The following is a 24,194-nucleotide window of genomic DNA, read 5'->3' as shown; positions in this document are numbered from 1 at the left end:
ATTTGTCTTTGACCGCGTGAAGTGCTTGGATGAGCTTGAGGCTTGGCGTAAACTGATACGCGCAATAACCACGACAAGAAGGGAAACTCCATGAGTGTGCGTGTCTCCGGGAAACATATGGAAATTGGTGACTCCTTCCGCCAACGGATTGAAGACCAGATCGGAACGGCCGTTACGAAATACTTCGACGGGGGGTATTCAGGCCAGGTGACGGTACAGAAATCCAGTTCCCGCTTCGCGGCCGATTGCAAACTTCATCTCGACAGTGGCGTCGTTCTGCATGCCGCCGGAGAGGCGATGGATCCGCAATTGGCTTTTGATGCAGCGTCCGAACGGATCGAAAAGCGCCTGCGCCGCTATAAGCGTAAGCTGAAGGATCATCAGGCCGGCAACCACACAAACGGCCTCGCTGAGGTCGCCTATACCGTCATGGACGGCGTACCGGATGACGAGGATGAAGTCCCTGCCGATTTCGCGCCGGCGATCGTCGCTGAAAGCACGAAACAGCTGAAGACCATGTCGGTCGCGACCGCCGTGATGGCGCTCGACATGACCGACGAGCCGCTGCTGCTCTTCCGCAGCCCCGGCAAAGAACATTTGAACATCGTTTACCGTCGTCAGGACGGCAACATTGGCTGGATCGACGCAGCCAATATCAAAGGCTGAGAAAAGAAGATGAGCGGCGGCTCCACACAATCAGCCGGCCGCCGCTCCTCCGTTATCGGATCTCGGCGACACGAAGGATAAAGAGAATGGCATTGGCAGATTTGCTGCACCAAGATGCGATCATCCCCGCCTTGAGGGCAAATTCCAAAAAACAATTGCTTCAGGAGCTGGCAGCCAAGGCCTCCAAATTGACCGGACTGCCCGAGCGCGAGATTTTCGACGTCGTGTTGCAGCGCGAGCGCCTGGGCTCCACGGGCGTCGGCAACGGCATCGCCATTCCCCACGGCAAGCTCACCAGCATCAAATCCATCATCGGTATTTTCGCGCGTCTGGAAGTACCGGTTGATTTCGAGGCACTGGACGACCAACCCGTCGACCTCGTCTTCCTGCTACTCGCTCCCGAAGGCGCCGGCGCAGACCATCTAAAGGCGCTGTCGCGTATTGCCCGCGTGCTGCGTGACCAAGATCTCGTCGCCAAGCTGCGCGCCACGGAATCGGCCTCGGCAATCTATGCTTTCCTCAACGAAGAGCAGGCGTCCAACGCAGCCTAACGGATCGACCCGAACTCAAACGCGGACAAAGCAAGAGCCGGACGACCAGGGTCATCCGGCTCTGGCTTTTTATACACGGCTTGAGGCTCAGGCGTCTTTTTCGTCGAACGGGCTGTTGGCGCCCGGTTCGGAAATCTCGGCAACCTTCGGGCCGCCCTTGGCAACGCCGACCATCGCCGGACGCAGAACGCGCTCACCGATGACGAAGCCGGCCTGCACCACCTGCACGACCGTATTGTTCGGCACTTCGGTGTTCGGGACCTCGAACATTGCCTGATGGAAGTTGGGATCGAACTTCTGGCCGACAGGCTCGATCTGACGGACACCATGGCGCTCTAAGGCCGACAGCATGGAACGCTCGGTCATCTCCACGCCTTCGATTAGCGTCTTCAGGCCAGCATCGGCCTCGGCCCGGGCTTCCGCCGGGATGGCCTCCAGCGTGCGGCGCAGATTGTCCGACACGGCGAGCATGTCGCGGGCGAAGCTGGCGACGGAATAGGACTTGGCATCCTTGACGTCGCGCTCGGTACGACGGCGCAAGTTATCCATCTCGGCGGCAAGGCGCAGATAGCGGTCGCGAAGATCGCTATTTTCGGCCTTCAGCAGCTCGACCGGATCCGGCTGTGAGGGCTGGCCCGTTTCCACGGTTTCAGCATCCTCTTGCGCAAAGCCCGCGGGATTGTCAGTCGCCGTGGCGTCAGGTCCGGTTTTCGTTGTTTCGTCGGTCATGACGGTCTCCGAATTGCTTTGTCTTTTGAATGTGCCCGATATCGAGGTTTAGCCGGAAAAAATCAAGGCTTTGTCGCGAAGAACAGGTGATTCCCGGCAATCCCATCGCATTTGCACGAATACCAACCGGGTGAATGGGCCTCCCCCGTTGGGGCTTCTACCATCGAAGAGCCTTTCCCGGTATAGTCGGCGCCGTTTCAACACAGCGTGAGGTATGATCCATGTCCTATTCAGGCAAATGTTTCTGTGGCGCGGTGGAAATCGCGGTCGACGGCGAGCCGGCCGCGATGGGCTACTGCCATTGCGACTCCTGTCGGGAATGGTCCGCGGGGCCGGTCAACGCCTTCTCGCTCTGGCCGCCGGCCGCCGTTCACGTGACCAAGGGTGCCGATCACATCCGCGGCTATCAAAGAAGCGAAAAGAGCGTGCGCAAATGGTGCGAGATTTGCGGCGGCCATCTGCTGACCGAGCATCCTTTATGGGGCGTGACCGACGTTTACGCCGCCATCATTTCCACGCTCGACTTCCAGCCGATGCTTCATGTCAACTACGGGAACACCGTGCTGCACCTGAGGGACGGCCTGCCGAAGCAAAAAGACATGCCGGCGGAGATGGGCGGATCGGGAACCCTGCTTCCCGACTAAAACGATCTTTGTGCGTTCAAATTGGCGTCCGCTCTGCAGCCGCTTCTCGTCACATCCCCGGCCGCGACAGCCTGGAAATCAGTTGGGCGGTATAGTCCACCATCGGCACGATGCGTGCGTAATTCAGCCGCGTCGGGCCGATGACGCCGACGGCGCCGATGATCCGGTCATCGTCATCGCGATAAGGTGCAACGATCAGCGAGGAACCGGAGAGCGAAAAGAGCTTGTTTTCCGAGCCGATGAAGATGCGCACGCCCGGTCCGCTTTCGGCGAGGTTCAGGATCTCGATCAGACTGTCCTTCTTCTCCAGATCGTCGAACAACAGGCGAAGCCGGTCCAGATCCTCAGCTCCCCCCACTTCGGCCAGCAGATTGGCGCGGCCGCGCACGATAAGCTGCGTCGGCTTGCCGTCATCGCCATCGCCCGACCAGACGGCGATGCCGCGTTCGACGAGCACACGTGACAGCGTATCCAGTTCCTGGCGCACGTTCTCCTTCAGCGTCTGCAGCTGGCGGCGCAGCTCGGGCAGGGTCTGGCCTGTCATATGGGCGTTGAGGAAATTCGCCGCTTCCGTGAGCTGCGATGAGGTAACGCCGGCCGGCAATTCGATAATGCGGTTTTCCACCTGGTCGTGGTCGCCGACGAGCACGGCGAGCGCCTTGGTCGGCTCCAGCCGGATGAATTCGACGTGCTTCAGTATCGGATCGCTCTTGGAGGTGATCACCAGTCCGGCGCCGCGGGAAATGCCCGAAAGCATGCGGCTCGCCTCGGTCATGACCGATTCAATGGGCTGAGCGCGATTGCTGCCGCGCACCTGACGGTCGATGGTGGCGCGGTCTTCCGCCGAGAGATCGCCGACCTGCATGAAGGCATCCACGAAAAAGCGCAGGCCGACCTGCGTTGGCAGGCGGCCAGCACTGATATGCGGCGAATAAATCAGACCAAGCTCTTCCAGGTCGCTCATGACATTGCGCACGGAGGCTGGCGACAAGGACATGGGAAGCAGGCGCGAGAGATTGCGCGAGCCGAGCGGTTCGCCATTCTCAAGATAACTTTCGACGATACGGCGGAAGATTTCCTTCGAGCGTTCGTCCAGCGCGGCAATGGCATCCGAAACCGACGATGTCGTGAACCCCATTTCGCTGTCAAACCCGTTCTGTTGAGCCTTAGTCAAATATAATCATTCGGTTAGCAATGGCAAAAGGGAAAAATGTCAATGGTGCCAAAACGAGGCGCTTCATCCTGCTTTTCCTTTGCAAAAGCCGCCTATGGATCGTAGAAGCGGTCGATAAACGTTCAGGAGAGTGGAATGCGGCCTTCAGGCAGAAAAACCGACCAGATGCGCAAGGTGTCATTCGAGCGCAATTTTTCCAAGCATGCGGAAGGCTCGTGCCTGGTCAAGTTCGGCGACACGCATGTGCTCTGCACGGCAAGCCTGGAAGAAAAAACGCCACCATGGCTCCGCAATAGCGGCAAGGGCTGGATCACGGCCGAATACGGCATGCTGCCGCGCGCCACCGGCGAACGCATGAAGCGCGAAGCCGCCTCAGGCAAGCAGGGCGGCCGCACGCAGGAGATCCAGCGCCTCATCGGCCGGTCACTGCGCGCCGTCGTCGACCTGCAGGCGCTCGGCGAACGCCAGATCACGCTCGACTGCGACGTCATCCAGGCCGACGGCGGCACCCGCACGGCCTCGATCACCGGCGGCTGGATCGCGCTTTACGACTGCCTGAAGTGGATGGAAAACCGCAACATGATCAAGACGGACCGTGTCCTGAAGGATCATATCGCCGCGATTTCCTGCGGCATCTTCGCAGGCCAACCGGTGATCGACCTCGACTATCTCGAAGACTCGTCGGCCGAGACCGACGCCAACTTCGTCATGACCGGCGCCGGCGGCATCGTCGAAATCCAGGGCACTGCGGAAGGAACACCCTTCAGCGAAGAGGAATTTACCACCCTGATGCATCTCGCCAAGAACGGCATTGCCGAACTGGTGGAGCTGCAGAAGCAGGCGATTGCCTGAGGATATCAGCAAATGCGGAGTGTGCAGCTTGCCCCTCATCCGGCCTATCGGCCACCTTCTCCCCGTTTTCACGGGGAGAAGGGCAAGACGCGCCTGCCGTCGTCCCTCAGCTTCGTGGGAATCGGGAGGCGTCCATATATGAGGTCGCCCCCTCGCCCCGCGAGCGGGGAGAGGGCTAGGGCGAGGGGCCAACTCGATGAGCAATGCGACAATCGAAAGTATCCTTGAAACCGCACTCTATGCCAATGATTTGGATGCGGCCGAGGCCTTTTATGGCGGCGTTCTCGAGCTGGAGAAGATCACGCGCGCCGGTAACCGTCACGTCTTCTATCGCTGCGGACCGGGCGTGCTATTGATCTTCAACAGTAATGAGACGGTGAAGCCGCCGGAATCGAGTTCCTTGCCGGTGCCGCCGCATGGCACGAAAGGCCACGGTCACGTCTGCTTCCGGGTCAGTGGCAACGATATCGAAGCGATGGCCCAAAAGCTGAAGGCCGCCGGCGTCGCGATCGAGGCCGATTTTCATTGGCCGAACGGCGGCCGCTCGATCTATTTCCGCGATCCGGCCGGCAACAGCCTGGAATGCGCCGAACCCCGGATCTGGGGCCTATGACAGGAAAGCATATGCGCAAGCTCGATACCAAGACCATCGTCGTCGCCAGCCACAATGCCGGCAAGATCCGTGAAATCCAGGACCTGATCGGTCCATTCGGCTTTACCGCCAAGTCGGCCGCCGATCTCAATTTCATCGAACCGGACGAGACCGGCACCACCTTCGAGGAAAACGCGACGATCAAGGCCCTGGCCTCCGCTCTTGCTTCCGGCCTGCCGGCATTGTCCGACGACTCCGGCCTGGCGGTCGACGCACTTGGCGGCGATCCCGGCGTTTACACTGCCAACTGGGCAGAAACGCCTGATGGCACGCGCGATTTCGCCATGGCGATGCAGAAGGTCGAGACCGCCTTGGAAAAGGCCGGCGCCACGTCGCCGGAGAGCCGCACAGCGCGCTTTGTCAGCGTGCTTTGCCTTGCCTGGCCGGATGGACACACCGAGCTTTTCCGTGGCGAAGTCGAGGGCACCGTCGTCTGGCCGCCGCGCGGCACACAGGGCTTCGGCTACGATCCGGTGTTCCAACCTGAGGGTTACGACGTGACCTTTGGCGAGATGAGCGCCGAGCAGAAGCACGGCTGGAAGCCCGGTGAACCGCAGGCGCTGTCGCACCGGGCCCGTGCCTTCAAGATCTTTGTCGAAACCTGCCTGGAGGCGTAAGCTCAAGCCCGTGGATATCATGGATTCGCAAGAAATGACGCGTGAGGCGCAGTTGTTACCCGATACCGGTGAACCCGGTTTCGGCGTCTATGCGCATTGGCCCTTCTGTGCGGCCAAATGTCCCTATTGCGATTTCAACAGCCATGTCCGCCATCAGCCGGTCGACCAGGAGCGTTTCGCCGCCGCCTTCCTCAAGGAAATGGCGTCGATGCGGGCGATCAGCGGCCCGAAGACGGTGACCAGCATCTTCCTCGGCGGCGGCACGCCCTCGCTGATGAAGCCGGAGACGGTCGCTGCCCTTCTCGACGGCATTTCCAGGTATTGGCATGTGCCGGATGGTATCGAGATCACCATGGAGGCCAACCCCTCCAGCGTCGAAGCCGAGCGTTTCCGCGGTTATCGTGCGGCCGGCGTCAACCGCGTGTCGATGGGCGTGCAGGCGCTGAACGATCGCGACCTGAAATTCCTGGGCCGGCTCCACGACGTCGCCGATGCGTTGAAGGCGATCAAGCTGGCGCGCGAGATCTTCCCGCGCATGTCCTTCGACCTGATCTATGCTCGCCCGAACCAGACCGTCGAGGAATGGGAGCGTGAGTTGAAGGAGGCGATCTCCTATGCCGTCGATCACCTCTCGCTCTATCAACTCACGATCGAGGAAGGCACGCCCTTTTATGGGCTGCACAAGGCGGGCAAGCTGATCGTGCCGGATGGCGACCAGTCGGCGCTGCTCTATGAGGCGACGCAAGAGATCACCGAGCGCGAGGGCATGCCGGCCTACGAGGTTTCCAACCACGCACGCCCCGGCGCGGAGAGCCGCCACAATCTCACCTATTGGCGCTATGGCGACTATGCCGGCATTGGCCCCGGTGCCCACGGCCGGCTGACCCAAGGCCCGAAGAAACTGGCGACATCCACCGAGCGGAAGCCGGAAAGCTGGCTGGAGCTGGTCGAGCGCGACGGCCATGGCATGGTCGAGCAAGAGATGCTCGGCTTCGACGAGCAGGCCGACGAGCTGCTGCTGATGGGCCTGCGCCTGAAGGAAGGGATCGATCTCGTGCGTTGGCAACAGCTCTCCGGCAGGGAGCCGGATCCGAAGCGCGAGCAGCTTCTGCTGGAGCACGGTTTTATCGAGCGCCTCGGCAATTCCCGCCTGCGCTGCACGCCGGCGGGCATGCTGATCCTCGATTCGGTGGTTGCGGACCTAGCGTGCTAATCACCTCCCCCTCGAGGCAGGGCTATCGCATTTGAGCGAGGAGAGATTTGAGGAAGGAGTTGTTCCATCCCGCCTTTTTGACTTTGAGGCGGATGGAGTCCTTCGTTGGATCGGATCGCAGCAGGTTGAGGGCGAGACGGCGGAGGATGGCGAGGTTCTGCGCAGTGTGATCGTTTCGTGTGTGGATACGATCTTCGCCGAAGGCGACGTCGAGAATCCAATGCTGGCTGTTTTCGATGGACCAATGAGCCCGCACCACCCTGAGGACCTCGTCGGGATGAAGCAGGCACGATAGGGCGACATATCGCGTCTGGCGTTCTTCCTGCCCGTTGACGAGGCGGCGCGCATCAATCCTGGCCATGGCGACCAAGCCGTCGAAGCGATAGGTCTCGGCCCAATCCGGGACCGCCCGGACCCAGGCGCGACGCTCTTCCACCCGGCCGTGCGCGGCGGATGTGTGCGGGCTTGCGGCGGCAGCCGGCTCGACATTGGCGAACAAGGCTGCCGCGGCCCGATGAAGCGGACCGCGATTGCCTTTGATCATCAGGGCATAATCGCCACTGCGTGCCCGGATGGCTTGCGCCGTCCGGCGACTGCCATGCAAGGCGTCGGCGGTAACGATGCTGCCGGCCAGATCTAACAGGGCGATGATCTCACGCGCCGCCGTCACTTCACTGCGGCCGGCGGCCAGGCGTTGGCCCAGAACCAGCCGTTGCTCGGCACTCCAGACCGTCACCAAATGCAGCGGCGTCGTGCTGCCAGCAGCCTCGACCGCTCCGCGCAGCGATTTGCCGTCAATCGCCAGCACCGGCAGTCTTTCGTCCTGATCCCCTTGCGCATGGGCAAGCGCGGCGGCAAAGGCCGTCATGAAGCGACGAAACACCACCTCGAATGCCGCAGGCTCCAGCAGACGAAACGTCCGGCTAAATGTGTCGTGACTGGGAACGCCATGATCCAACTGCAGAAATTCGCTCAGCACATCCTGCTTGTCGCGGCCAAAGGCGGCAAAGTCCACGCAACTTTCCGCCCCGCACAACATGGCAGCAAAGGCTATCAGCAACACATCAGCCAAAGAATGCCGGGCATTCGCTGCCCGACCATCCGGCAATTCGCAAAACAGATCCTGCAAGCCTCGCATGCAATCTCTCCAGACCAACTTCTGGAGAACCTACAGAATCCAATTCCTCACCAAACGCCACAACTTCCTCATATGCGATTCCCCTGCCGAAGGGGCGAGGGTAAGCAATCGTCCATCGATCGCCACAAGGCCGACCGCGATCATCGCCATGCCGATAAAGTGCTTCGGCTGCAATTGTTCGCCGAGAATCGGCGCGCCGAGCAGGATGGCGCTGACGGGGATAAGGAAGGTGACCAGCATCAGGTTGGTGGCGCCCGCCGTTGCCAGGATACGGAAATACAGGACATAGGCGATTGCTGTCGAGAGGATCGCCAGACCAGCCAGTGCCATCCAGGTTTCGATCGAAGGCATGTCGAGCATCCAAGGATGGTCGACAAAAAGCGCGACCGGCAGCAGCAGGACAGTCGAGGCCGTGACCTGTCCGGCCGCGGGGATGATCGGAGCGAGACCCATGCGGCGGAAGCGGCGACCGAAAATGCCGGCGAGCGAATAGGAGAAGGCAGCACCGAGCACGGCAAGCTGCCCGAGCACATTCGAGCCGAGGCTGCTCAGGACCGACGGGCCGATCATCAGCGCGACGCCGGCAAAACCGACGACAACGCCTATCAGGCGATTGCCGGTCATTTTCTCATTCGTCGTCAGAAAATGCGCCACCACGACGGCGAAAAGCGGCGTCGTAGCGTTGAGAATGGAGGCCAGGCCGCTGGCGATGTGCGTCTGGCCCCAGACGATCAGCAGGAAGGGAATGGCATTGTTGAGGACACCCATGCCAAAGAAGGCAGCCCAAGCCTGCCGGTCGCGCGGCATGGCCTGCCCGGTCATCCGGACGATGACATGCAAGGCTATCGCCGCCAACGCGACACGTGCGGCGACGATGGTGAAGAGCGGCAGTTCGTGTACCAGGATGCCGTTGAACAGAAACGAGCCGCCCCACAGGATCGACAATCCGAACAGCATGACCCATTCCGCCGCGCCCATTGATTTCTGCGCCATGGCGATATCTCATGTTTTAGTTTGGCTCGATGACCGCGAGAATAGGTTTTCTTGCCAACCATCGAGATCGATGAGATAATCTCGCGATTATAAGGCTCTTGCAAACGAGTCTTTTTCGCTCAATTGTTTAGTTTAACTCAATCGTCATGGATCAATTGCCTTCCCTTTCGGCGCTGCGCGCCTTCGAAGCCTCGGCGCGTCATCTGAGCATGACGATCGCCGCCAGGGAGCTGCATGTGACCCCCGGTGCGGTCAGCCTGCAGGTGCGCGATCTCGAAACCGCGCTCGGTGTGCGGCTTTTCGACCGCCGCGCGCGCGGCCTGGCATTGACGGCTGATGGTGCGGATTATTTCGCGACGCTGCGCACAGCCTTCCGCCTGGTACGGGAGGCGACCGCGGCGCTGACGATGCGAACGCGGGACACGGTGCTGACCGTCACCTGCACCGCCGGCTTTGCCACGCACTGGCTGGTGCCGCGGCTGATGCGTTTCGAACAGGCGCATCCAGAGATCGATCTGCGGATCAGCGCCTCGCACCGGATGATGGATTTCCAGCGCGACGGCATCGACATCGCCATTCGCCATGGCCTCGGCGGCTACGAAGGGCTGGCAAGCGAGCGGCTGCTCGATGACGAATATGTGCCGGTCTGCACGCCCGAGGTTGCCGCCACCCTCGGCCCCTCACCCGCAGCCGACGCGTTAGCCGGCCTGACCCTGATCCATGATGTCTACCGGCGGGACTGGCAGCTCTGGCTGCAGGCAGCAGGCACAACCAAGGTGGACGCCATGCGGGGGCCGATCTTTACCGACGGCACCGGCGCCTACCATGCCATGAAGGCGGGGCTCGGCATTGCGCTGATGCGTCGCTCTTTCATTGAAAAGGAATTGGCTGACGGCACGATCGTCGCGCCCTTTCCGATTGGGCTTGCCAGCACGCTGGCCTACCATCTGGTCTATCCGCCGACCGCTCTGGAGCGGCCAGCCGTCGCCGCCTTTCGCGCCTGGCTGCTCTCCGAGGTCCCGCAGACGACACAGGCATAGAGGCGCACATCATCCGTGATGCGTGATACCGCCCTTGAACAGGCTGCCGGTCCGCGTCTCCAGGAATGTGTGGAGCGGGATATGCTCCTGGTGCAGGAAGCCGGTCGACGGCAGCCGCCCGGCGCGCACCAGCTCGATGACGGCCACGACGGAAGCCGACGTGGTCCAGGAGATGGCGGTGCGGCTCTCGCCGGCAATCTCGATCGGATAGTAGGCCCGCACGAATTCCCGCCGGCGTAGATTGCCGTTGATCATACCTTCAGCCGAGACATGGACATAGACGACATCGTCATCGACCGGCGGCTTCGCCTCGGTCAGGATCTCGCCTGCAAGCTGGCGGCGGTCGCGCATCAGCAACTCATGGAAGAAGAAATTCATCAGTTCCATGTGGCCGGGATACCGCATGGTTTTATAGTCGAGGTTTTCCACCCGGCCGAGCATGGTGCTGCACATGGTTCCGAGACCGCCGGAGGTGGTGAAGGCTTCGAGCTTGACGCCGTTCACATAGAGCGTCTCGTGCCATTCCATTGGCGAGACCAGCTTGCGCACACCGCCCTCGATGACTTCGCAGTCGTTCAGATATTCGTTGACCACGCCCTCCGGCGACCAGTTGAAGGCATAACCCAACAGTCCGGTCGGATTCTGCGGCAAAGCACCGACGCGCATCCGGATCGAGCGGCAGCGATCGAAGACGTCTGCAAGGCTTGCGCCGACAATGCCGACGAAACCGGGCGCCAGGCCGCATTGTGGCGCCATCAGACCGCGGGCGCTCCTTGCAAGTTCGATAATACCGTTCGTGGTCGGCACATCCTCGGTCAGGTCGAAGTAATGAATGCCGACGCCATGGGCCAGGCGTGCCAGTTCAGCGTTCAGGTGAAACGGCAGGCAGGAGAGCACGGCATCGACGCGGGAAAAGAGATTGCCGATCAATGCCGGATTGGAGACATCGCCTGCTTCGCAGGCGAAAGGCACGGTCTCCGCAGGCAAACGCGCATCGACGCCGGTGACGACAAAACCACTTTCATGCAGCAATGTGGCGGCAAGCCGCCCGACCTTGCCGAGGCCGAGAACGGCAATCCTGTCAAAACCCATAGGTATCCTCTCCCTTCGGTACTCCGGCCGGTATCCGATTCAGTATTTCAGACACCTATAGAATAAAAACCGCATAAATGAAAACGGCCGGCAATGAAGCCGGCCGTGGATAAAATGCTGATAGCGTCGCAGATTATTCGTTGATCAGACGCTTCAACAGCTCGATTTCATGCGACAGCTTGCTGTCACCGGCAATCAGCTCCTCGATCTTGCGCACCGCATGCAATACCGTCGTGTGATCGCGGCCACCGAAGCGACGACCGATCTCCGGGAAGGAGCGCGGCGTCAGCGTCTTCGACAGATACATGGCGATCTGGCGCGGCTTGACGATGACGCGGGTGCGGCGGTTGGAGACCAGCTCCTGACGCGAGACATTGTAATGGCGCGCCACGATACGCTGGATGTCCTCGATACGGACGCGGCGCGGTTCGCCTGAGCCGACGAGATGGGCAAGCAGTTCGTCGACGCGCTCAACCGTCAGGTTGGGCTCGAAAGAACGGCGGAAGATCAGTTGATTGAAAGCGCCCTCGAGCTCGCGGCCGCTTGCCGTTACATTGCGCGCGACATGCGAGAGAAGTTCGGTCGGAATATCCAGCGACGGATCATCCTGACGGGCAGCATCCAGCCGGCGCTTGAGGATTTCGAGACGCATCTCGTAATCCGGTGCTTCGACTTCGATGGCAACACCGCCTTGAAGACGCGAACGCACGCGCGGATCCAGCGATTCCAGCTCCCAAGGCGCGCGGTCGGCCGCAACGACGACCTGCTTGGCACTGTCGAGCAGCATGTTGAGCAGATGGCAGAACTCGTGCTGGATCATCTTGCCCTGCAGGAATTGCATGTCGTCGATGATCAGAAGATCGATGTTGCGCAGCGAGTCCTTCAGCGTCAACGCATCATTATCGCGAATTGCGGTGGCAAAGCGCCACATGAAATATTCCGCCGTCAGATAGACGACGCGCAGAGCGCGCGGGTTCTGCACGGCGGCATTGGCGATCGCCTGCAAGAGGTGCGTCTTGCCGAGTCCGACCGTTGCATGAACGAAGAGCGGATTGAACCGCACGGCGCCGGAGCCGGCTTCGGCAATGGTCTTTGCCGCGGCGAGGCCGACGCGGTTCGAGCTGCCTTCGACAAAGGTATCGAAGGTGAAGCGGGAATCGAGCGGCGAGCCGAACAGCGGCGTACCCGCGGTCGCCGGCCGCGCGGCGACTGCCGCACTGACCGCCTGGGCAACGACCTGACCGGCCGGCTGAGCCACAGGGCGGCGGATCGGCGCCACCGAAGCCGCGTCGGGAACAGCCACGTGTTCATCCGCGCAGGACTTCGCACCGGGCCGGGTCGCCGTGCGCACCAGAATTTCAACCTTCAGGATTTCAGCATCTTCTGCCTGGAACAGGCTGGTGATCAGATCGAGATAACGATTGTTGATCCAGGATTTCAGAAAGGTCGTCGGAACAGTCAGCCGTACGACGCTCTTCGATACCGAGTGCAGCTTAAGCCGTGCAAACCAGCTGGCATAAACATCCGGACCGACCTGGGCCTTCAAGCGTGCACTGACACGCTCGAACAACACGTTATGCTTCATGTCTCCCTTTTCCCCCGCCGCTTCAAGGCAAACCGTACTGAACGCCTGCTGTGCATTGTCCCCATTTTCAAATGCACCCGTCGTTCTCGTAATCATCTGCATAATGCCGCCTTCCACAGTCTCTTTTTATAGGACGGAAATTAGATAATACCGCCGCCCTTAGGTCTACGCCATGGCATAACGGTCGCGCTCGTTGCTGTGAGCTCGCCGCATGCCGGTTCATCAGCCTGGTCCAGCCAAACGGACCTTATGCGAAACACCTTGGCGAAAACTGCTCCTCGAGCGGTTTTCGCCTTGGTGCCTGCATCTGGAGCAGCCACTCGGTCCTCGTACTCCGAGCGACTGCGCCAAACGGCTGTCAATTTTTCTCCCCTCCCCGCAGCCACGCTTGGGACTTAGGCTGCAAAGAGCAGACAAGTTTCCTCGTTCCGCAGGCGTTACCGCTTGCGGCCTTAACTCGTCAACTGTTTGAAAAAACGGAACTGAACCGCTCCGTCACAAGGAACAAAAAACCACCCTCACTGCCTTTAGTGGCAGTGCTTGCCAAAGCCGTTTCAGATGATGTCCGCGCCCCTTGTTGGAAGCCATTTAGGCAGGATCGCAGGCGGAGATCAACGATGAATTTTACACAAAATTAAGAGGCGGTCCTTGACTCTGGAGGCCGTTTTTGAGTGTCACAACCCCGTCAAAAAAGAATCGCTTTTGAATCAAGGAGATTCGCGTTCAGCGCGATTCACACAGCTTTCAAAACAAAAAAAATAAAAAATCCCTTGACTCACCTACGAGCCTGCAGCACGTCACGCAGATCACCCAACATTATGGCATCCTGCCATAAGTATTTGTTTTTAAACAAATTTTTCTGTCACTTCAGTGACATGATCAGCCGGCTACATTTTAACGATACGGGTCGATTCTGACCGAATCCAAAAAGCCCGGCACAAGGGCCGGGCTCAAGTTTAACGATTAAATCGTTAAGGAAAAATTACGCGGTCGGAGCCGAAAGCGCCTTCACACGCTTGGCAAGACGCGAGACCTTGCGGGAAGCGGTGTTGGCATGCAGGACGCCCTTGGTGGCTGCGCGAGCCAGTTCCGGCTGCGCTACGAGGAAGGCTTCCTTCGCACGATCCGCATCACCCGATGCGATGGCTTCTTCGACCTGGCGGACGAAAGTGCGAACGCGCGAGCGACGAGCCTTGTTGACTTCGGTGCGGCGGGCGATCTTGCGGGTCGCTTTTTTCGCCGAGCTGGTATTGGCCATGTATGCCTCTCTTAGAATTCGAACATAACTCCGTCAGTGCAGCGCGGGCCCTGCGGCCTCTTCATCCAGCAATGCGGGAGCAATTGCGGAAAACCAGATCGGCTTTCCAAACTGTGGCGGGCATATAGCCGGAATGAGCGGCGGCGTCAACGCGGATTCTCACGGAACCCGCGCAATTCCGGAATCTCGTTTCACCTGTTCTTGAAGACGGGTTTGCGCTTTTCGATGAAGGCGGCCATGCCTTCCTTCTGATCCTCGGTGGCAAACAGGCTATGGAAAAGCCGGCGCTCGAAGCGCAGGCCCTCTTCCAGGGTCGTCTCCAGCGCCCGGTTGACCGCCTCCTTGGCCATCAATACCGAGGGGCGCGACAGCGAGGCGATCTTGGCGGCAGCGGCCAATGCCTCTTCGACCAGCTTGTCGGCCGGCACGATGCGCGATACCAGGCCGCAACGCTCCGCTTCGGCGGCATCCATCATCCGGCCCGTCAAGACCAAATCCATCGCCTTCGCTTTACCGACCGCGCGCGTCAGGCGTTGCGAGCCGCCCATGCCAGGGATGATGCCGAGCGTGATCTCGGGCTGGCCGAACTTTGCGGTATCGGCGGCAATGATGAAATCGCACATCATGGCAAGCTCGCAGCCGCCACCGAGCGCAAAGCCGCTGACGGCAGCAATAACGGGCTTGCGCGCCTTGGCGATCTCGTCCCAGCCGCTGATGAAATCGCTTTTGTACACATCCGCAAAATCGAGTGGCTGCATCTCCTTGATGTCGGCGCCGGCGGCAAAGGCCTTTTCCGAGCCCGTCAGCACGATCGCGCCGATCGTCTCGTCGACATGAAAAGAGCCGTAGGCCTGTTTCAATTCGGCGAGTACCGTCGAATTCAGCGCATTCAGCGCCTGAGGCCGGTTGAGCCTGATGAGACCGACGGCTTCATGCGTTTCGACGATCAAGGTTTCATAGGCCATGTGTCTCTCCCTTCACATTAGCTCTGGCAGGAGGCGCAATAGAAAGAAGAGCGCCCCGCCTGGACGATGCGGGCGACCGTACCGCCGCAGCCGGGCGTCCTGCAAGGCTCAGCCTCGCGATCGTAGACGGAAAATGAATGCTGGAAATAGCCGAGCGAACCATCCGTCTGGATATGGTCACGCAATGACGAACCACCGGCGGCGATTGCATCGGCGATGACCTCACGGATCGCGACGACCAGCAGCAGCAATTCCTCTTTCGGCTTGCCGGCTTCGGTCACCAATGTGCCGGCGGCGCGCAGCGGCGACAGATGCGAACGCCACAGTGCCTCGCACACATAAATATTGCCGAGGCCGGCAATATTCTTCTGGTCGAGCAGCGCGCTCTTCAGCGGCTGTGCCTTGCCCGAGAAGCGTTCGGCGAGATAGTCGGCGCTCAGTTCATTGCCGGTCGGCTCGGGACCAAGATCGCGGAAGGACGGATGGCTGGCGAGATCGGCACGCCGGGCGATGTCCATGAAACCGAAGCGGCGCGGATCATTGTAGATGACGCGCGCATCGCCGTTGGCGCCCTTCAAATGGAAGACGACATGATCATGCTTCTCGTCTTTGGAGCGTGGATAATGGAATTCACCCGGCGTATCGGCAGCCGTTTCATTCTCGATGCGGAACGAGCCGGACATGCCGAGATGCGATATGATCGTCATGCCATCATCGAGATCGATCAGAAGATATTTCGCGCGTCGCGACAGCGACGTGATGCCGCGGCCGGAAACCAGACGCGAAAACCCAAGCGGAAAGGGAAAGCGCAAGTCGTTGCGGCGCAACTCGAGTTCGGCAAGCAGCGCGCCTTCCATCGAGGGCGCAAGCCCGCGCCTGACGGTTTCGACCTCTGGTAATTCCGGCATTGCTATCCATCTTTATGTTTCAACCGCTTATGATCTGAGCTATAGCCCAAGGCGTTGCGGCTGGTGACCTGGCTCATGAGATAGCGTGGCAAGCGCTGTTTCGCTATGGTCCGCCGCTGATTTATGTAATGGAGTTGAGCTGATGGTAGAAAGCCGCACCTCCGCCCAAGGCGGCATGGAAACATCCTATGGCTTCCGCGAAGTGGCCGATGGCGAGAAGCAGGGCCTTGTCAACGAGGTGTTCCACAAGGTCGCCAAGCGCTACGACATCATGAACGACGTCATGTCCATGGGCCTGCACCGGGCCTGGAAGGATGCGATGATCGCTGCGCTCAATCCGCGCAAGGACCCTGCCTACAAAGTTCTCGACGTCGCCGGCGGTACGGGCGACATCGCCTTCCGCATCGTCGAAGCCTCGAACCGGCTGGCGCATGCGACCGTGCTTGACATCAACGGCTCGATGCTTACCGTCGGCGCCGAGCGCGCGGCGAAGAAGAAGCTCACCGACAATCTCACCTTCGTCGAGGCCAATGCCGAGGAACTGCCCTTCGAGCCCAATTCCTTCGACGCCTATACGATTGCCTTTGGCATCCGCAACGTGCCGCATATCGATGTGGCACTGAAGGAAGCCTATCGTGTGCTGAAGCGCGGTGGCCGGCTGCTGGTGCTGGAATTTTCCGAAGTCGACCTGCCGCTGCTCGACCGTGTCTATGATGCCTGGTCCTTCAACGCCATTCCACAGTTCGGCAAGGCGATCACCGGCGATGCCGAACCCTATCAGTACCTGGTGGAATCGATCCGCAAATTTCCGAACCAGCAGGATTTCGCGACTATGATCCGCGAAGCCGGCTTTTCGCGTGTGAGCTTTACCAATTATACCGGCGGTATCGCCGCTCTGCACTCCGGCTGGAAGCTCTGACGCATGATACCGAAAAATGTGAGGCGGTTTTCGGCTGGCATCAAGCGAGACCTTGAGACCCGATGAGTGCTTTCAACGCATATTTCGGCCTTATCAGGGTCGGCTGGGTGCTGGTGCGCGAAGGCGTGGTGATCGCGCTTCCGTCCGAAGGATTGCCGCCCTCCGTCAGCCTTGCCAAGTCCTTTGTCAGCATTTTTGCCCGCAAACGCGCCAAGACCCAGGCGCGCAGCGATCGTCTGGCCAAGGCCGTCGAGCGCCTCGGACCTTCCTATGTGAAGATCGGCCAGTTCCTGGCGACGCGACCGGATGTCGTCGGCGTCGACATGGCCAACGATCTGTCGCAGCTGCAGGACCGCATGGCTTTCTTTCCGCACGCGGCGGCAAAGGCTGCGATCGAGGGTTCGCTCGGTCGCCCGCTCGACGACCTCTATGTAAGTTTTGACGAACCTATCGCCGCCGCTTCGATTGCGCAGGTGCATCCTGCCGAAATAACAACCCCGGAAGGCCGCAAGCGCGTTGCCGTCAAGGTAATCCGGCCCGGCGTTCGCCAGCGTTTCGTCAACGATATCACGGCGATGTATCTTGTCGCCGGTCTGCAGGAACGCTTCATGCCGTCAAGCCGCCGCTTGAGGCCCGTCGAAGTGACGCGGACCCTGGAGCAGACGACCAAGGTCGAGATGGATCTGCGACTGGAGGCGGCAGCACTTTCCGAGATCGCCGAAAACACCGAGAAGGATCCCGGCTTCCGCGTCCCCAAAGTCGATTGGGAGCGCACCGGCCGCGACGTCATCACCATGGAATGGATCGACGGCGTCAAGATGTCCGATGTCGAGGGGCTGAAAGCGGCGGGCCACGACATCAACGTGCTCGCTGACACGCTGATCCAATCCTTCCTGCGGCATACGCTGCGCGACGGATTCTTCCATGCCGACATGCATCCCGGCAATCTCTTCGTCGACGCCGAAGGGCAGATCGTCGCCGTCGACATGGGCATCGTCGGACGGCTCGGCAAAAAGGAACGGCGCTTCCTTGCCGAAATTCTCTTCGGCTTCATCACCCGCGACTATGTCAGGGTTGCCGAGGTGCATTTCGAAGCGGGCTACGTACCGGCGCATCACAATACCGAGAGTTTCGCGCAGGCGATCCGCGCCATCGGCGAGCCAATTCACGGCCAGCCGGCCGAAACGATCTCCATGGGCAAGCTGCTGACGCTGCTCTTCGAAGTGACCGAACTTTTCGATATGGAGACGCGGCCGGAACTGGTCATGCTGCAGAAGACCATGGTGGTGGTCGAGGGCGTGTCGCGCATGCTCAATCCGCGCTTCAATATGTGGAAAGCTTCGGAACCCGTCGTCGGTGACTGGATACGCACCAATCTCGGGCCTAAGCGCATTGTAACCGACCTGCGGGACGGTTTGAAAGCGGCCGTGAAACTCGCCGAAGCTGCCCCCGAAATCGCTGCCAAGACCGAGAAGTTCCATCACGAACTCCTCGCCATGAGCGAAACCGGCCTGCGCTTCGACCCGCAGACGGCAGAAGCGATCGGCAAGGCGGAAGCCAAGCACAGCCGTTCGGGACGCCTGGCGCTCTGGATCATCGCGCTCACGCTGCTTTATATTGCATGGCATTTGAGCTGACCTATTTCTACGGCTATGCCGTTTAATGGAAATGTATATCTCCCCCTATCGGTTGTAGTGCGTCATTGAAGGCGCTGCGGCAGGTTTTGCATATGCGGCGCGGCAGGTGTTCGTCATTTGGGATATCCCAAAATCAATGATGCTCGCATAGCCTTGCAGGAAAGGAGAACAGCAATATGGAGCGTCAGAAAGCCAGCATCGAACTCACCGGACAGCCCTTGGGCTTCAGCGATCTGGTGCGGATCGGCGCTGGTGTCGTGATGCCCACGGCATCGGAAACTGGCCTGGCGCGTGTGCGCACGGCGCGCGAGGTTCTTGAAAGCACGATCCAGTCCGGCATGCCCGTCTATGGCTCGACCACCGGCGTCGGAGCTATGAAGGATGTGGAATGGTCGCCAGAAGACCTCGACACCTTCAATCTCGGTCTGGTGCGTGCACACCATTTCGGCACCGGCGCGCCTTTTTCCATGTCCATCGTACGCAACGCCATGGCGATCCGCGTCAATACGGCGCTGACCGGCCAGGTCGGCTGCTCGCCGGAGCTGATCGACGCCTATCTTCAGCTGCTGCATACGGATGTCATTCCCGTCGTCCGCCGCACCGGTTCGATCGGCTGCGCCGATATCGGCCTCATGGGCCAGATCGGTGCAGTGCTGACTGGGGTCGGCGAGGCCGTCTATCACGGCCGGCGCATGCAGGCGGCCGATGCGTTTGCAGCGGCCGGCATCAGTCCGGTGAGGATGCTGCCGCGCGACAGCCTGGCCTCGCTCAGCGTCAATGCCGTCAGTTTCGCGGCGGCAGCCGAGACGACCCGCAATGCCGCCTCTTCTATCCGGGTGCTGCTCGCGACCGGCATGATGGCGGCTGGCGCCCTCGGTTCCTCGCGTGATCCCTGGCATGCTGTGCGCCACGTTGGCACGGCGCGTGAAGCCCTGATTGGCGCTTGGCTCTGCAAGGCCTCGGAAGAATGGCAATGGCCCGTCGCGACGCATGTGCAGGACCCCCTGAGCCTACGCATGATCGGCCAGGTCTTCGGCGCGGTGATCGAGAATCTCCTGGCCGCCGGCCACAAGATCCTGGCGGCGACCGGTCGCTCAGACGACAATCCCGTCATCGTCGACGGTCGCGTCATGACGTCAGGTGGCTCTCTGCCGCTCGATGTGACGATCCTGCTCGAGGCTGCGGTCATCTGCATGGCCCATGCAGCGCGCAATGCCTTCAATCGCTGCGTCCTGCTCGGCAATGGCCAGCGGCGCGGCCTGCCGGTCAATCTGGTGCCCGAAGGCAAAATCGCCACCGGCTTCGGCCCGATCATCAAGCTTGCCGGCGAAATCTTCTCGCGGGTGCTGTCCATGTCCAATCCGGTATCGGCGCAGTCGCTGGTGGTGGCCGCCGGCCTGGAGGACGAAGCTGCTTTCCTGCCGCTGGTCATCGAACGTTTCGAGCGGCAGATGCGTGCTCTGAAACGCCTTGCAGCGCTGGAAGCTCTACTCTCGGCGCAGGCGATCGACATTCTCGGCGACAAGCCGGAAGGCGTGGCTCGCATGCTCTACGACGTCGTGCGCAAACATGCAGACTTCTATGTGGTCGACCGGCCGCTTTCGGCTGAGGTCGAGGCCATCGAAGAGGAACTGGGCTCCGAGGCTTTCGTGTCCGAGATGATCGCCCATGCGCCGATCCTCGCCTACGATGATTTCTTCGCCCTCGGCTCGCTGGAGCGGGTCGAAGAGCGGCTTTATCGCGACGCTGTCGCGATCTGAACAAACGGGTGAACGGAGACTGGATATGGCTGACTTCGATCTCGTTCTGCAGGGCACTGTGGTTCTGCCCGAACGTATCGTGGAGGAGGGTTATGTCGCCGTGCGTGACGGCAAGATCGTCCAGATCGGTGTCGGCACCCCACCCGCAGCGCGCGAACGGCATCTCCTCGGAAAAGCACTGATCCTGCCCGGCGCGATCGACGCACAGGTGCATTCCCTCTCCCAGAGGGATCAGGAGGACTTCATCTGGTCGACGCGCTCGGCAGCGGCGGGCGGCGTCACCACCATCGTCGACATGCCCTATGACGAGGGCAATCTCGTCTGTTCGGCGGCAGCCGTGAAGAAGAAGATCGACCATGCCTCGCCACAGGCGCGCGTCGACTTCGCGCTTTATGGCACGGTCGACCCGGAGGAAGGTCCCGCGCGTATCCGCGAAATGGTGGAGGCCGGCGTCGCCGCCTTCAAATTCTCGACTTTCGGCACGGACCCGAAGCGCTTCCCGCGCATCCCGCCCGCCCTGCTGGACGCCTGCTTCGCCGCGATCGCACCGACGGGACTGACGGCCGGCGTCCACAATGAGGATGACGAAGCGGTTCGGACCTATATGGATGAGGTCAAGGCCAGCGGCATCACCGATTACCGCGCGCACGGCCTGTCGCGGCCGCCGATCACCGAGCTGCTTGCCATGCACACGATCTTCGAGACCGGCGCGGATACCGGCTGTCCGGCGCATGTGGTGCATTGCTCGCTCGGCCGCGGCTACGATATTGCCCGCGCCTACCGTCGCGACGGCTTCGAGGCGACGGTGGAGTGCTGCATCCACTATCTGACGCTGGACGAGGAAAACGACGTGAAGCGCCTTGGCGGCAAGGCGAAGATCAATCCGCCGATCCGCCCGCGCGCCGAAGTGGAGACGCTGTGGCGCAAGGTGGCGGAAGGCAATGTCTGGCTGGTTTCGACCGATCATGTCAGTTGGTCTGAAAACCGCAAGACCAATCCGGACATGCTGGCGAATGCGTCGGGCGTGCCGGGGCTGGAAGTCATGGTGCCGCTCTTCGTCAAGGGCGCATTGGAACGAGGCGTGCCGCTCACCTGGGCGGCGAAGCTCATGGCGGAGAATCCTGCCAAGCATTTCCGCCTCGACCATATCAAGGGTGCGCTGACGCCGGGCAAGGACGCCGACATCGTCGTGCTGGAGCCACGCGAAACCGTCTATGACGCCGCTTCGAGCGGCAACAACGTCGTCGGCTGGAGCCCTTATAACGGCATCCGCCTGCCCTGGACGGTATCCGCCGCCTATCTGAGAGGCAAGCAGATTGCCGACGGAAACAAAGTGCTGGCCGAGGCGGGCAACGGTAGATTCGTCCGCCCGCTTCCTCGCCAGATCATTGCCGGAGAGGCCCTATAATGAACCAATCAAAACGCCATAATCTGCCCGTCAACGCCGATCGTATCGCCGAAGATATCGACGCGCTTGCCGGGATCACCGAGCCTGATCACCCCTGGACGCGACGCGCTTTCTCGCCCCTGTTTCTGGAAGGCCGCGCTTACATCGAGGCGCGCATGAAGGCGGCCGGGTTGGAAACCCGCATCGATGCCGGTGGCAACCTGATCGGCCGGCGCGCAGGCGCCAAGCCCGACCTCGGCACGATCCTTGTCGGCTCGCATTCCGACACCGTTCCCGATGGCGGCCGGTTCGACGGCATCGCCGGCACAATTGCGGCGCTCGAAGTCGCGCGTTCCTTGAAGGATCGCGGCATCGAACTCGATCATGATCTGGAGATCGTCGATTTCCTGGCCGAGGAAGTCAGTATCTTCGGCGTATCCTGCATCGGCAGCCGCGGCATGACGGGGCAGATACCCGAGGCGTGGCTCAGCCGCACCAGTGGTGACCGCACGCTTTTCCAAGGCATTACCGAGGTCGGCGGCGACCCTTCGGTGCTGCTTGCCCAGAAGCGCCCGGATCTCGCAGGATTCCTGGAGCTGCACATCGAGCAGGGTCCAGTGCTCGAAGCGGAGCATAAGGATATTGGCATCGTCACCGCGATCGCCGGCATCACCCGCATCGAAATCACCGTCGAAGGCCGCGCCGACCATGCTGGCACGACGCCGATGGATCGGCGTGCGGATGCGCTGGTGGCCGCCTCGCAGCTCGTGCTCGACATCCGGAGCCGAGCGGCCGAGCAGGCAAAGACGCCGGGCCATTTCGCCGCCACCGTGGGCGAATTCCGCATCGAGCCGAATGCCGCCAATGTCGTACCGTCCAAAGTCGTGCTGCTGATCGACGGCCGCGCCGAAATCCGCAACGACATGGAAGAGTTCCTGGCCTGGATCGACGGTGCAGTGCAACAGATAGCCGAAGCTTACGGAGTGACCATCAAGTCGCCCGTGCGCGTCTCCGACAATTTTCCGACGCCGGGCGCTCCGATCCTGCTCGAGACGCTTGAACGCGCCTGCGATACAGTCGGCGCAAAGCATCGCCGCATGGCCTCCGGCGCCGGCCACGACACGGCCTGGATCGCCAAAGTCGCGCCTGCCGCCATGATCTTTGTACCCTGCAAAGAAGGCCGCAGCCATTGCGCCGAGGAATGGGCCGAGAATGACGACATCGCCATGGGCGCCGCAGTGCTCTTCGAAGCAGTGCGCGACATGGACAAGAACCTGAAACAGAACCGGGGGTAGCCAATGGGACGCGTACTCGTTGCCAAGGATGTGGAAGCGGCCGTCAAGGGCGGCTCGGTTTATGCGGCGGGCGGCGGCGGCTGGGCCGATCATGGGCGCATGCTCGGCTATGCTGCCGTCAATGTCGGCAAGCCGGAGCTGGTGTCGATCGACGAACTCAATGACAACGACTGGATCGCGACGGCAGCCGCCATCGGCGCGCCGGCGTCCACCACGCCCTGGGAGATGCAGGGCATCGATTACGTCAAGGCCGTGCAGCTGCTGCAAGACGAGCTCGGCGAAAAGCTCTCCGGCCTGATCATCGGCCAGAACGGCCGGTCCTCGACGCTGAACGGCTGGCTGCCGTCGGCCATTCTCGGAACAAAGGTCGTGGATGCCGTCGGCGACATCCGCGCGCACCCGACGGGCGATATGGGCTCGATCGGTATGGCCGGTTCGCCTGAGCAGATGATCCAGACCGCTGTCGGCGGCAACCGCGCCGAGAATCGCTATATCGAGCTGGTCGTGAAGGGCGCAACGGCGAAGATATCGCCGATCCTGCGCGCCGCCTCCGACCAATCCGGCGGCTTCATCGCCTCCTGCCGGAATCCGCTGCGCGCTTCCTATGTTCGCACGCATGCCGCCCTTGGCGGCATCTCCATGGCGCTGTCGCTCGGCGAAGCGATCATCGAGGCGGAAAAGAAGGGTGGCAGCGCCGTCATAGACGCCATCTGTAAGACCACCGGCGGCCATATCCTCGCCGAAGGCACCATCGGCAAAAAGGATGTGGTCTATACCAAGGAAGCCTTCGACATCGGCACGATCGCGGTGGGTTCTGGCGAGAAGGCCGTCACCATGCATGTGATGAACGAATATATGGCGATCGAGAATGCCAACGGTAAGCGCCTGGCAACATTCCCCTCGGTCATCACCACGCTGTCGCCGGAGGGCGAGCCCTTGAGCGTCGGTCAACTACATGAGGGCATGCACGTCTTCATCCTGCATGTGCCGATGGATATCATTCCGCTTTCGGCCAGCGTGCTGGATCCGACCGTCTATCCGTCTGTCGAAAAGGCGATGGGTATCGAGATCGCCAAATACGCGCTGGCCGGCAAGAAGGGCTGACAGCACCAGGAGAAG

The 24,194-nt window shown here is 61.0% G+C and carries 23 protein-coding genes; 14 read left to right on the top strand and 9 right to left on the bottom strand.

Translation table 11 applies throughout. The features are described 5' to 3' along the window. Nucleotides 1-90 precede the first annotated feature (90 nt). Both hpf and ptsN read left to right on the top strand, forming a co-directional pair. Entirely contained in the window at nt 91-666 is a 576-nt protein-coding gene (hpf, locus tag CCGE525_RS02910; protein ID WP_120702973.1) for a ribosome hibernation-promoting factor, HPF/YfiA family, read from the top strand. 86 nt (nt 667-752) lie between these two features. Further along, on the top strand, nt 753-1,217 hold the full coding sequence (ptsN, locus tag CCGE525_RS02905) for a PTS IIA-like nitrogen regulatory protein PtsN (RefSeq protein WP_120702972.1): 465 nt from the start codon (nt 753-755) through the stop codon (nt 1,215-1,217). An 87-nt stretch (nt 1,218-1,304) separates the two neighbouring features. On the opposite strand, the gene grpE is transcribed toward ptsN, so the two are convergent. Beyond that, nucleotides 1,305-1,946, bottom strand: a complete 642-nt coding sequence (gene grpE / locus CCGE525_RS02900) for a nucleotide exchange factor GrpE (RefSeq protein ID WP_120702971.1) — start codon at nt 1,944-1,946, stop codon at nt 1,305-1,307. 221 nt (nt 1,947-2,167) lie between these two features. Between grpE and CCGE525_RS02895 the strand changes: the two genes are divergently transcribed. Further along, on the top strand, nt 2,168-2,590 hold the full coding sequence (locus tag CCGE525_RS02895) for a GFA family protein (protein WP_120702970.1): 423 nt from the start codon (nt 2,168-2,170) through the stop codon (nt 2,588-2,590). Between the two features lie 49 nt (nt 2,591-2,639). Here CCGE525_RS02895 and hrcA read toward each other — a convergent pair whose 3' ends face one another. After that, a complete protein-coding gene (hrcA, locus tag CCGE525_RS02890; RefSeq protein WP_120702969.1) occupies nt 2,640-3,728 on the bottom strand; it encodes a heat-inducible transcriptional repressor HrcA in 1,089 nt (362 codons plus the stop codon). A gap of 171 nt (nt 3,729-3,899) precedes the next feature. On the opposite strand from hrcA, the gene rph reads away from it, so the two are divergent. From rph to hemW, 4 genes are all read left to right on the top strand, one after another. Beyond that, entirely contained in the window at nt 3,900-4,616 is a 717-nt protein-coding gene (rph, locus tag CCGE525_RS02885; RefSeq protein ID WP_120702968.1) for a ribonuclease PH, read from the top strand. Nucleotides 4,617-4,812: 196 nt separating this feature from the next. Further along, on the top strand, nt 4,813-5,229 hold the full coding sequence (locus CCGE525_RS02880; RefSeq protein ID WP_120702967.1) for a VOC family protein: 417 nt from the start codon (nt 4,813-4,815) through the stop codon (nt 5,227-5,229). An 11-nt stretch (nt 5,230-5,240) separates the two neighbouring features. Then, a complete protein-coding gene (gene rdgB, locus CCGE525_RS02875; RefSeq protein ID WP_120702966.1) occupies nt 5,241-5,885 on the top strand; it encodes an RdgB/HAM1 family non-canonical purine NTP pyrophosphatase in 645 nt (214 codons plus the stop codon). Between the two features lie 19 nt (nt 5,886-5,904). Further along, complete coding sequence (gene hemW / locus CCGE525_RS02870) at nt 5,905-7,098, top strand: radical SAM family heme chaperone HemW (RefSeq protein ID WP_245472078.1); 1,194 nt, start codon at nt 5,905-5,907, stop codon at nt 7,096-7,098. A 22-nt stretch (nt 7,099-7,120) separates the two neighbouring features. Here hemW and CCGE525_RS02865 read toward each other — a convergent pair whose 3' ends face one another. Both CCGE525_RS02865 and CCGE525_RS02860 read right to left on the bottom strand, forming a co-directional pair. Beyond that, complete coding sequence (locus CCGE525_RS02865) at nt 7,121-8,236, bottom strand: ISAs1 family transposase (protein ID WP_120702965.1); 1,116 nt, start codon at nt 8,234-8,236, stop codon at nt 7,121-7,123. 30 nt (nt 8,237-8,266) lie between these two features. Further along, nucleotides 8,267-9,229, bottom strand: coding sequence for a DMT family transporter (locus CCGE525_RS02860; RefSeq protein ID WP_120702964.1), 963 nt, complete (start codon nt 9,227-9,229; stop codon nt 8,267-8,269). 146 nt (nt 9,230-9,375) lie between these two features. Between CCGE525_RS02860 and gcvA the strand changes: the two genes are divergently transcribed. Beyond that, nucleotides 9,376-10,269 (top strand): transcriptional regulator GcvA, encoded by an 894-nt coding sequence (gene gcvA, locus CCGE525_RS02855; protein WP_120702963.1) that lies wholly within the window; start codon nt 9,376-9,378, stop codon nt 10,267-10,269. Nucleotides 10,270-10,278: 9 nt separating this feature from the next. Here gcvA and CCGE525_RS02850 read toward each other — a convergent pair whose 3' ends face one another. From CCGE525_RS02850 to mutM, 5 genes are all read right to left on the bottom strand, one after another. Further along, nucleotides 10,279-11,361, bottom strand: a complete 1,083-nt coding sequence (locus CCGE525_RS02850) for a saccharopine dehydrogenase family protein (protein WP_120702962.1) — start codon at nt 11,359-11,361, stop codon at nt 10,279-10,281. A gap of 133 nt (nt 11,362-11,494) precedes the next feature. Beyond that, a complete protein-coding gene (gene dnaA, locus CCGE525_RS02845) occupies nt 11,495-13,048 on the bottom strand; it encodes a chromosomal replication initiator protein DnaA (protein ID WP_120702961.1) in 1,554 nt (517 codons plus the stop codon). A gap of 880 nt (nt 13,049-13,928) precedes the next feature. Next, a complete protein-coding gene (rpsT, locus tag CCGE525_RS02840) occupies nt 13,929-14,204 on the bottom strand; it encodes a 30S ribosomal protein S20 (protein WP_028750996.1) in 276 nt (91 codons plus the stop codon). A 191-nt stretch (nt 14,205-14,395) separates the two neighbouring features. Then, nucleotides 14,396-15,169 carry an enoyl-CoA hydratase gene (locus CCGE525_RS02835; RefSeq protein WP_120702960.1) on the bottom strand — a complete coding sequence of 258 codons (774 nt, stop codon included), beginning with the start codon at nt 15,167-15,169 and terminating at the stop codon, nt 14,396-14,398. A gap of 17 nt (nt 15,170-15,186) precedes the next feature. After that, nucleotides 15,187-16,077, bottom strand: a complete 891-nt coding sequence (gene mutM / locus CCGE525_RS02830) for a bifunctional DNA-formamidopyrimidine glycosylase/DNA-(apurinic or apyrimidinic site) lyase (protein ID WP_120702959.1) — start codon at nt 16,075-16,077, stop codon at nt 15,187-15,189. A 142-nt stretch (nt 16,078-16,219) separates the two neighbouring features. Here mutM and ubiE point away from each other — a divergent pair, with 142 nt between their 5' ends. From ubiE to CCGE525_RS02800, 6 genes are all read left to right on the top strand, one after another. Beyond that, nucleotides 16,220-16,996, top strand: coding sequence for a bifunctional demethylmenaquinone methyltransferase/2-methoxy-6-polyprenyl-1,4-benzoquinol methylase UbiE (gene ubiE / locus CCGE525_RS02825; RefSeq protein ID WP_120702958.1), 777 nt, complete (start codon nt 16,220-16,222; stop codon nt 16,994-16,996). 62 nt (nt 16,997-17,058) lie between these two features. Continuing rightward, on the top strand, nt 17,059-18,633 hold the full coding sequence (gene ubiB, locus CCGE525_RS02820; RefSeq protein WP_120702957.1) for a 2-polyprenylphenol 6-hydroxylase: 1,575 nt from the start codon (nt 17,059-17,061) through the stop codon (nt 18,631-18,633). A 176-nt stretch (nt 18,634-18,809) separates the two neighbouring features. Beyond that, nucleotides 18,810-20,393, top strand: a complete 1,584-nt coding sequence (locus tag CCGE525_RS02815; protein WP_120702956.1) for an aromatic amino acid lyase — start codon at nt 18,810-18,812, stop codon at nt 20,391-20,393. A gap of 25 nt (nt 20,394-20,418) precedes the next feature. Beyond that, on the top strand, nt 20,419-21,801 hold the full coding sequence (locus tag CCGE525_RS02810) for a dihydroorotase (protein ID WP_120702955.1): 1,383 nt from the start codon (nt 20,419-20,421) through the stop codon (nt 21,799-21,801). Next, nucleotides 21,801-23,075 carry a Zn-dependent hydrolase gene (locus tag CCGE525_RS02805; RefSeq protein ID WP_120702954.1) on the top strand — a complete coding sequence of 425 codons (1,275 nt, stop codon included), beginning with the start codon at nt 21,801-21,803 and terminating at the stop codon, nt 23,073-23,075. The genes CCGE525_RS02810 and CCGE525_RS02805 overlap by 1 nt, the downstream gene beginning before the upstream one ends. Nucleotides 23,076-23,078: 3 nt before the next feature. Continuing rightward, a complete protein-coding gene (locus tag CCGE525_RS02800) occupies nt 23,079-24,179 on the top strand; it encodes a thiohydantoin desulfurase (protein ID WP_120702953.1) in 1,101 nt (366 codons plus the stop codon). Nucleotides 24,180-24,194: the final 15 nt, after the last annotated feature.

Origin of the sequence: Rhizobium jaguaris (genome assembly GCF_003627755.1) — a bacterium.
GTDB lineage: Bacteria > Pseudomonadota > Alphaproteobacteria > Rhizobiales > Rhizobiaceae > Rhizobium > Rhizobium jaguaris.
The sequence above is the reverse complement of the archived record's forward strand: the minus strand, read 5'-3'. Positions and strand labels throughout refer to the sequence as shown.

Excerpts from the sequence above, each read along its gene's own strand:
- hpf (WP_120702973.1), top strand. The coding sequence starts at position 91 with ATGAGTGTGCGTGTCTCCGGGAAACATATGGAAATTGGTGACTCCTTC.
- ptsN (WP_120702972.1), top strand. The coding sequence starts at position 753 with ATGGCATTGGCAGATTTGCTGCACCAAGATGCGATCATCCCCGCCTTG.
- grpE (WP_120702971.1), bottom strand. The coding sequence starts at position 1,946 with ATGACCGACGAAACAACGAAAACCGGACCTGACGCCACGGCGACTGAC.
- CCGE525_RS02895 (WP_120702970.1), top strand. The coding sequence starts at position 2,168 with ATGTCCTATTCAGGCAAATGTTTCTGTGGCGCGGTGGAAATCGCGGTC.
- hrcA (WP_120702969.1), bottom strand. The coding sequence starts at position 3,728 with ATGGGGTTCACGACATCGTCGGTTTCGGATGCCATTGCCGCGCTGGAC.
- rph (WP_120702968.1), top strand. The coding sequence starts at position 3,900 with ATGCGGCCTTCAGGCAGAAAAACCGACCAGATGCGCAAGGTGTCATTC.
- CCGE525_RS02880 (WP_120702967.1), top strand. The coding sequence starts at position 4,813 with ATGAGCAATGCGACAATCGAAAGTATCCTTGAAACCGCACTCTATGCC.
- rdgB (WP_120702966.1), top strand. The coding sequence starts at position 5,241 with ATGCGCAAGCTCGATACCAAGACCATCGTCGTCGCCAGCCACAATGCC.
- hemW (WP_245472078.1), top strand. The coding sequence starts at position 5,905 with ATGGATTCGCAAGAAATGACGCGTGAGGCGCAGTTGTTACCCGATACC.
- CCGE525_RS02865 (WP_120702965.1), bottom strand. The coding sequence starts at position 8,236 with ATGCGAGGCTTGCAGGATCTGTTTTGCGAATTGCCGGATGGTCGGGCA.
- CCGE525_RS02860 (WP_120702964.1), bottom strand. The coding sequence starts at position 9,229 with ATGGCGCAGAAATCAATGGGCGCGGCGGAATGGGTCATGCTGTTCGGA.
- gcvA (WP_120702963.1), top strand. The coding sequence starts at position 9,376 with ATGGATCAATTGCCTTCCCTTTCGGCGCTGCGCGCCTTCGAAGCCTCG.
- CCGE525_RS02850 (WP_120702962.1), bottom strand. The coding sequence starts at position 11,361 with ATGGGTTTTGACAGGATTGCCGTTCTCGGCCTCGGCAAGGTCGGGCGG.
- dnaA (WP_120702961.1), bottom strand. The coding sequence starts at position 13,048 with ATGCAGATGATTACGAGAACGACGGGTGCATTTGAAAATGGGGACAAT.
- rpsT (WP_028750996.1), bottom strand. The coding sequence starts at position 14,204 with ATGGCCAATACCAGCTCGGCGAAAAAAGCGACCCGCAAGATCGCCCGC.
- CCGE525_RS02835 (WP_120702960.1), bottom strand. The coding sequence starts at position 15,169 with ATGGCCTATGAAACCTTGATCGTCGAAACGCATGAAGCCGTCGGTCTC.
- mutM (WP_120702959.1), bottom strand. The coding sequence starts at position 16,077 with ATGCCGGAATTACCAGAGGTCGAAACCGTCAGGCGCGGGCTTGCGCCC.
- ubiE (WP_120702958.1), top strand. The coding sequence starts at position 16,220 with ATGGTAGAAAGCCGCACCTCCGCCCAAGGCGGCATGGAAACATCCTAT.
- ubiB (WP_120702957.1), top strand. The coding sequence starts at position 17,059 with ATGAGTGCTTTCAACGCATATTTCGGCCTTATCAGGGTCGGCTGGGTG.
- CCGE525_RS02815 (WP_120702956.1), top strand. The coding sequence starts at position 18,810 with ATGGAGCGTCAGAAAGCCAGCATCGAACTCACCGGACAGCCCTTGGGC.
- CCGE525_RS02810 (WP_120702955.1), top strand. The coding sequence starts at position 20,419 with ATGGCTGACTTCGATCTCGTTCTGCAGGGCACTGTGGTTCTGCCCGAA.
- CCGE525_RS02805 (WP_120702954.1), top strand. The coding sequence starts at position 21,801 with ATGAACCAATCAAAACGCCATAATCTGCCCGTCAACGCCGATCGTATC.
- CCGE525_RS02800 (WP_120702953.1), top strand. The coding sequence starts at position 23,079 with ATGGGACGCGTACTCGTTGCCAAGGATGTGGAAGCGGCCGTCAAGGGC.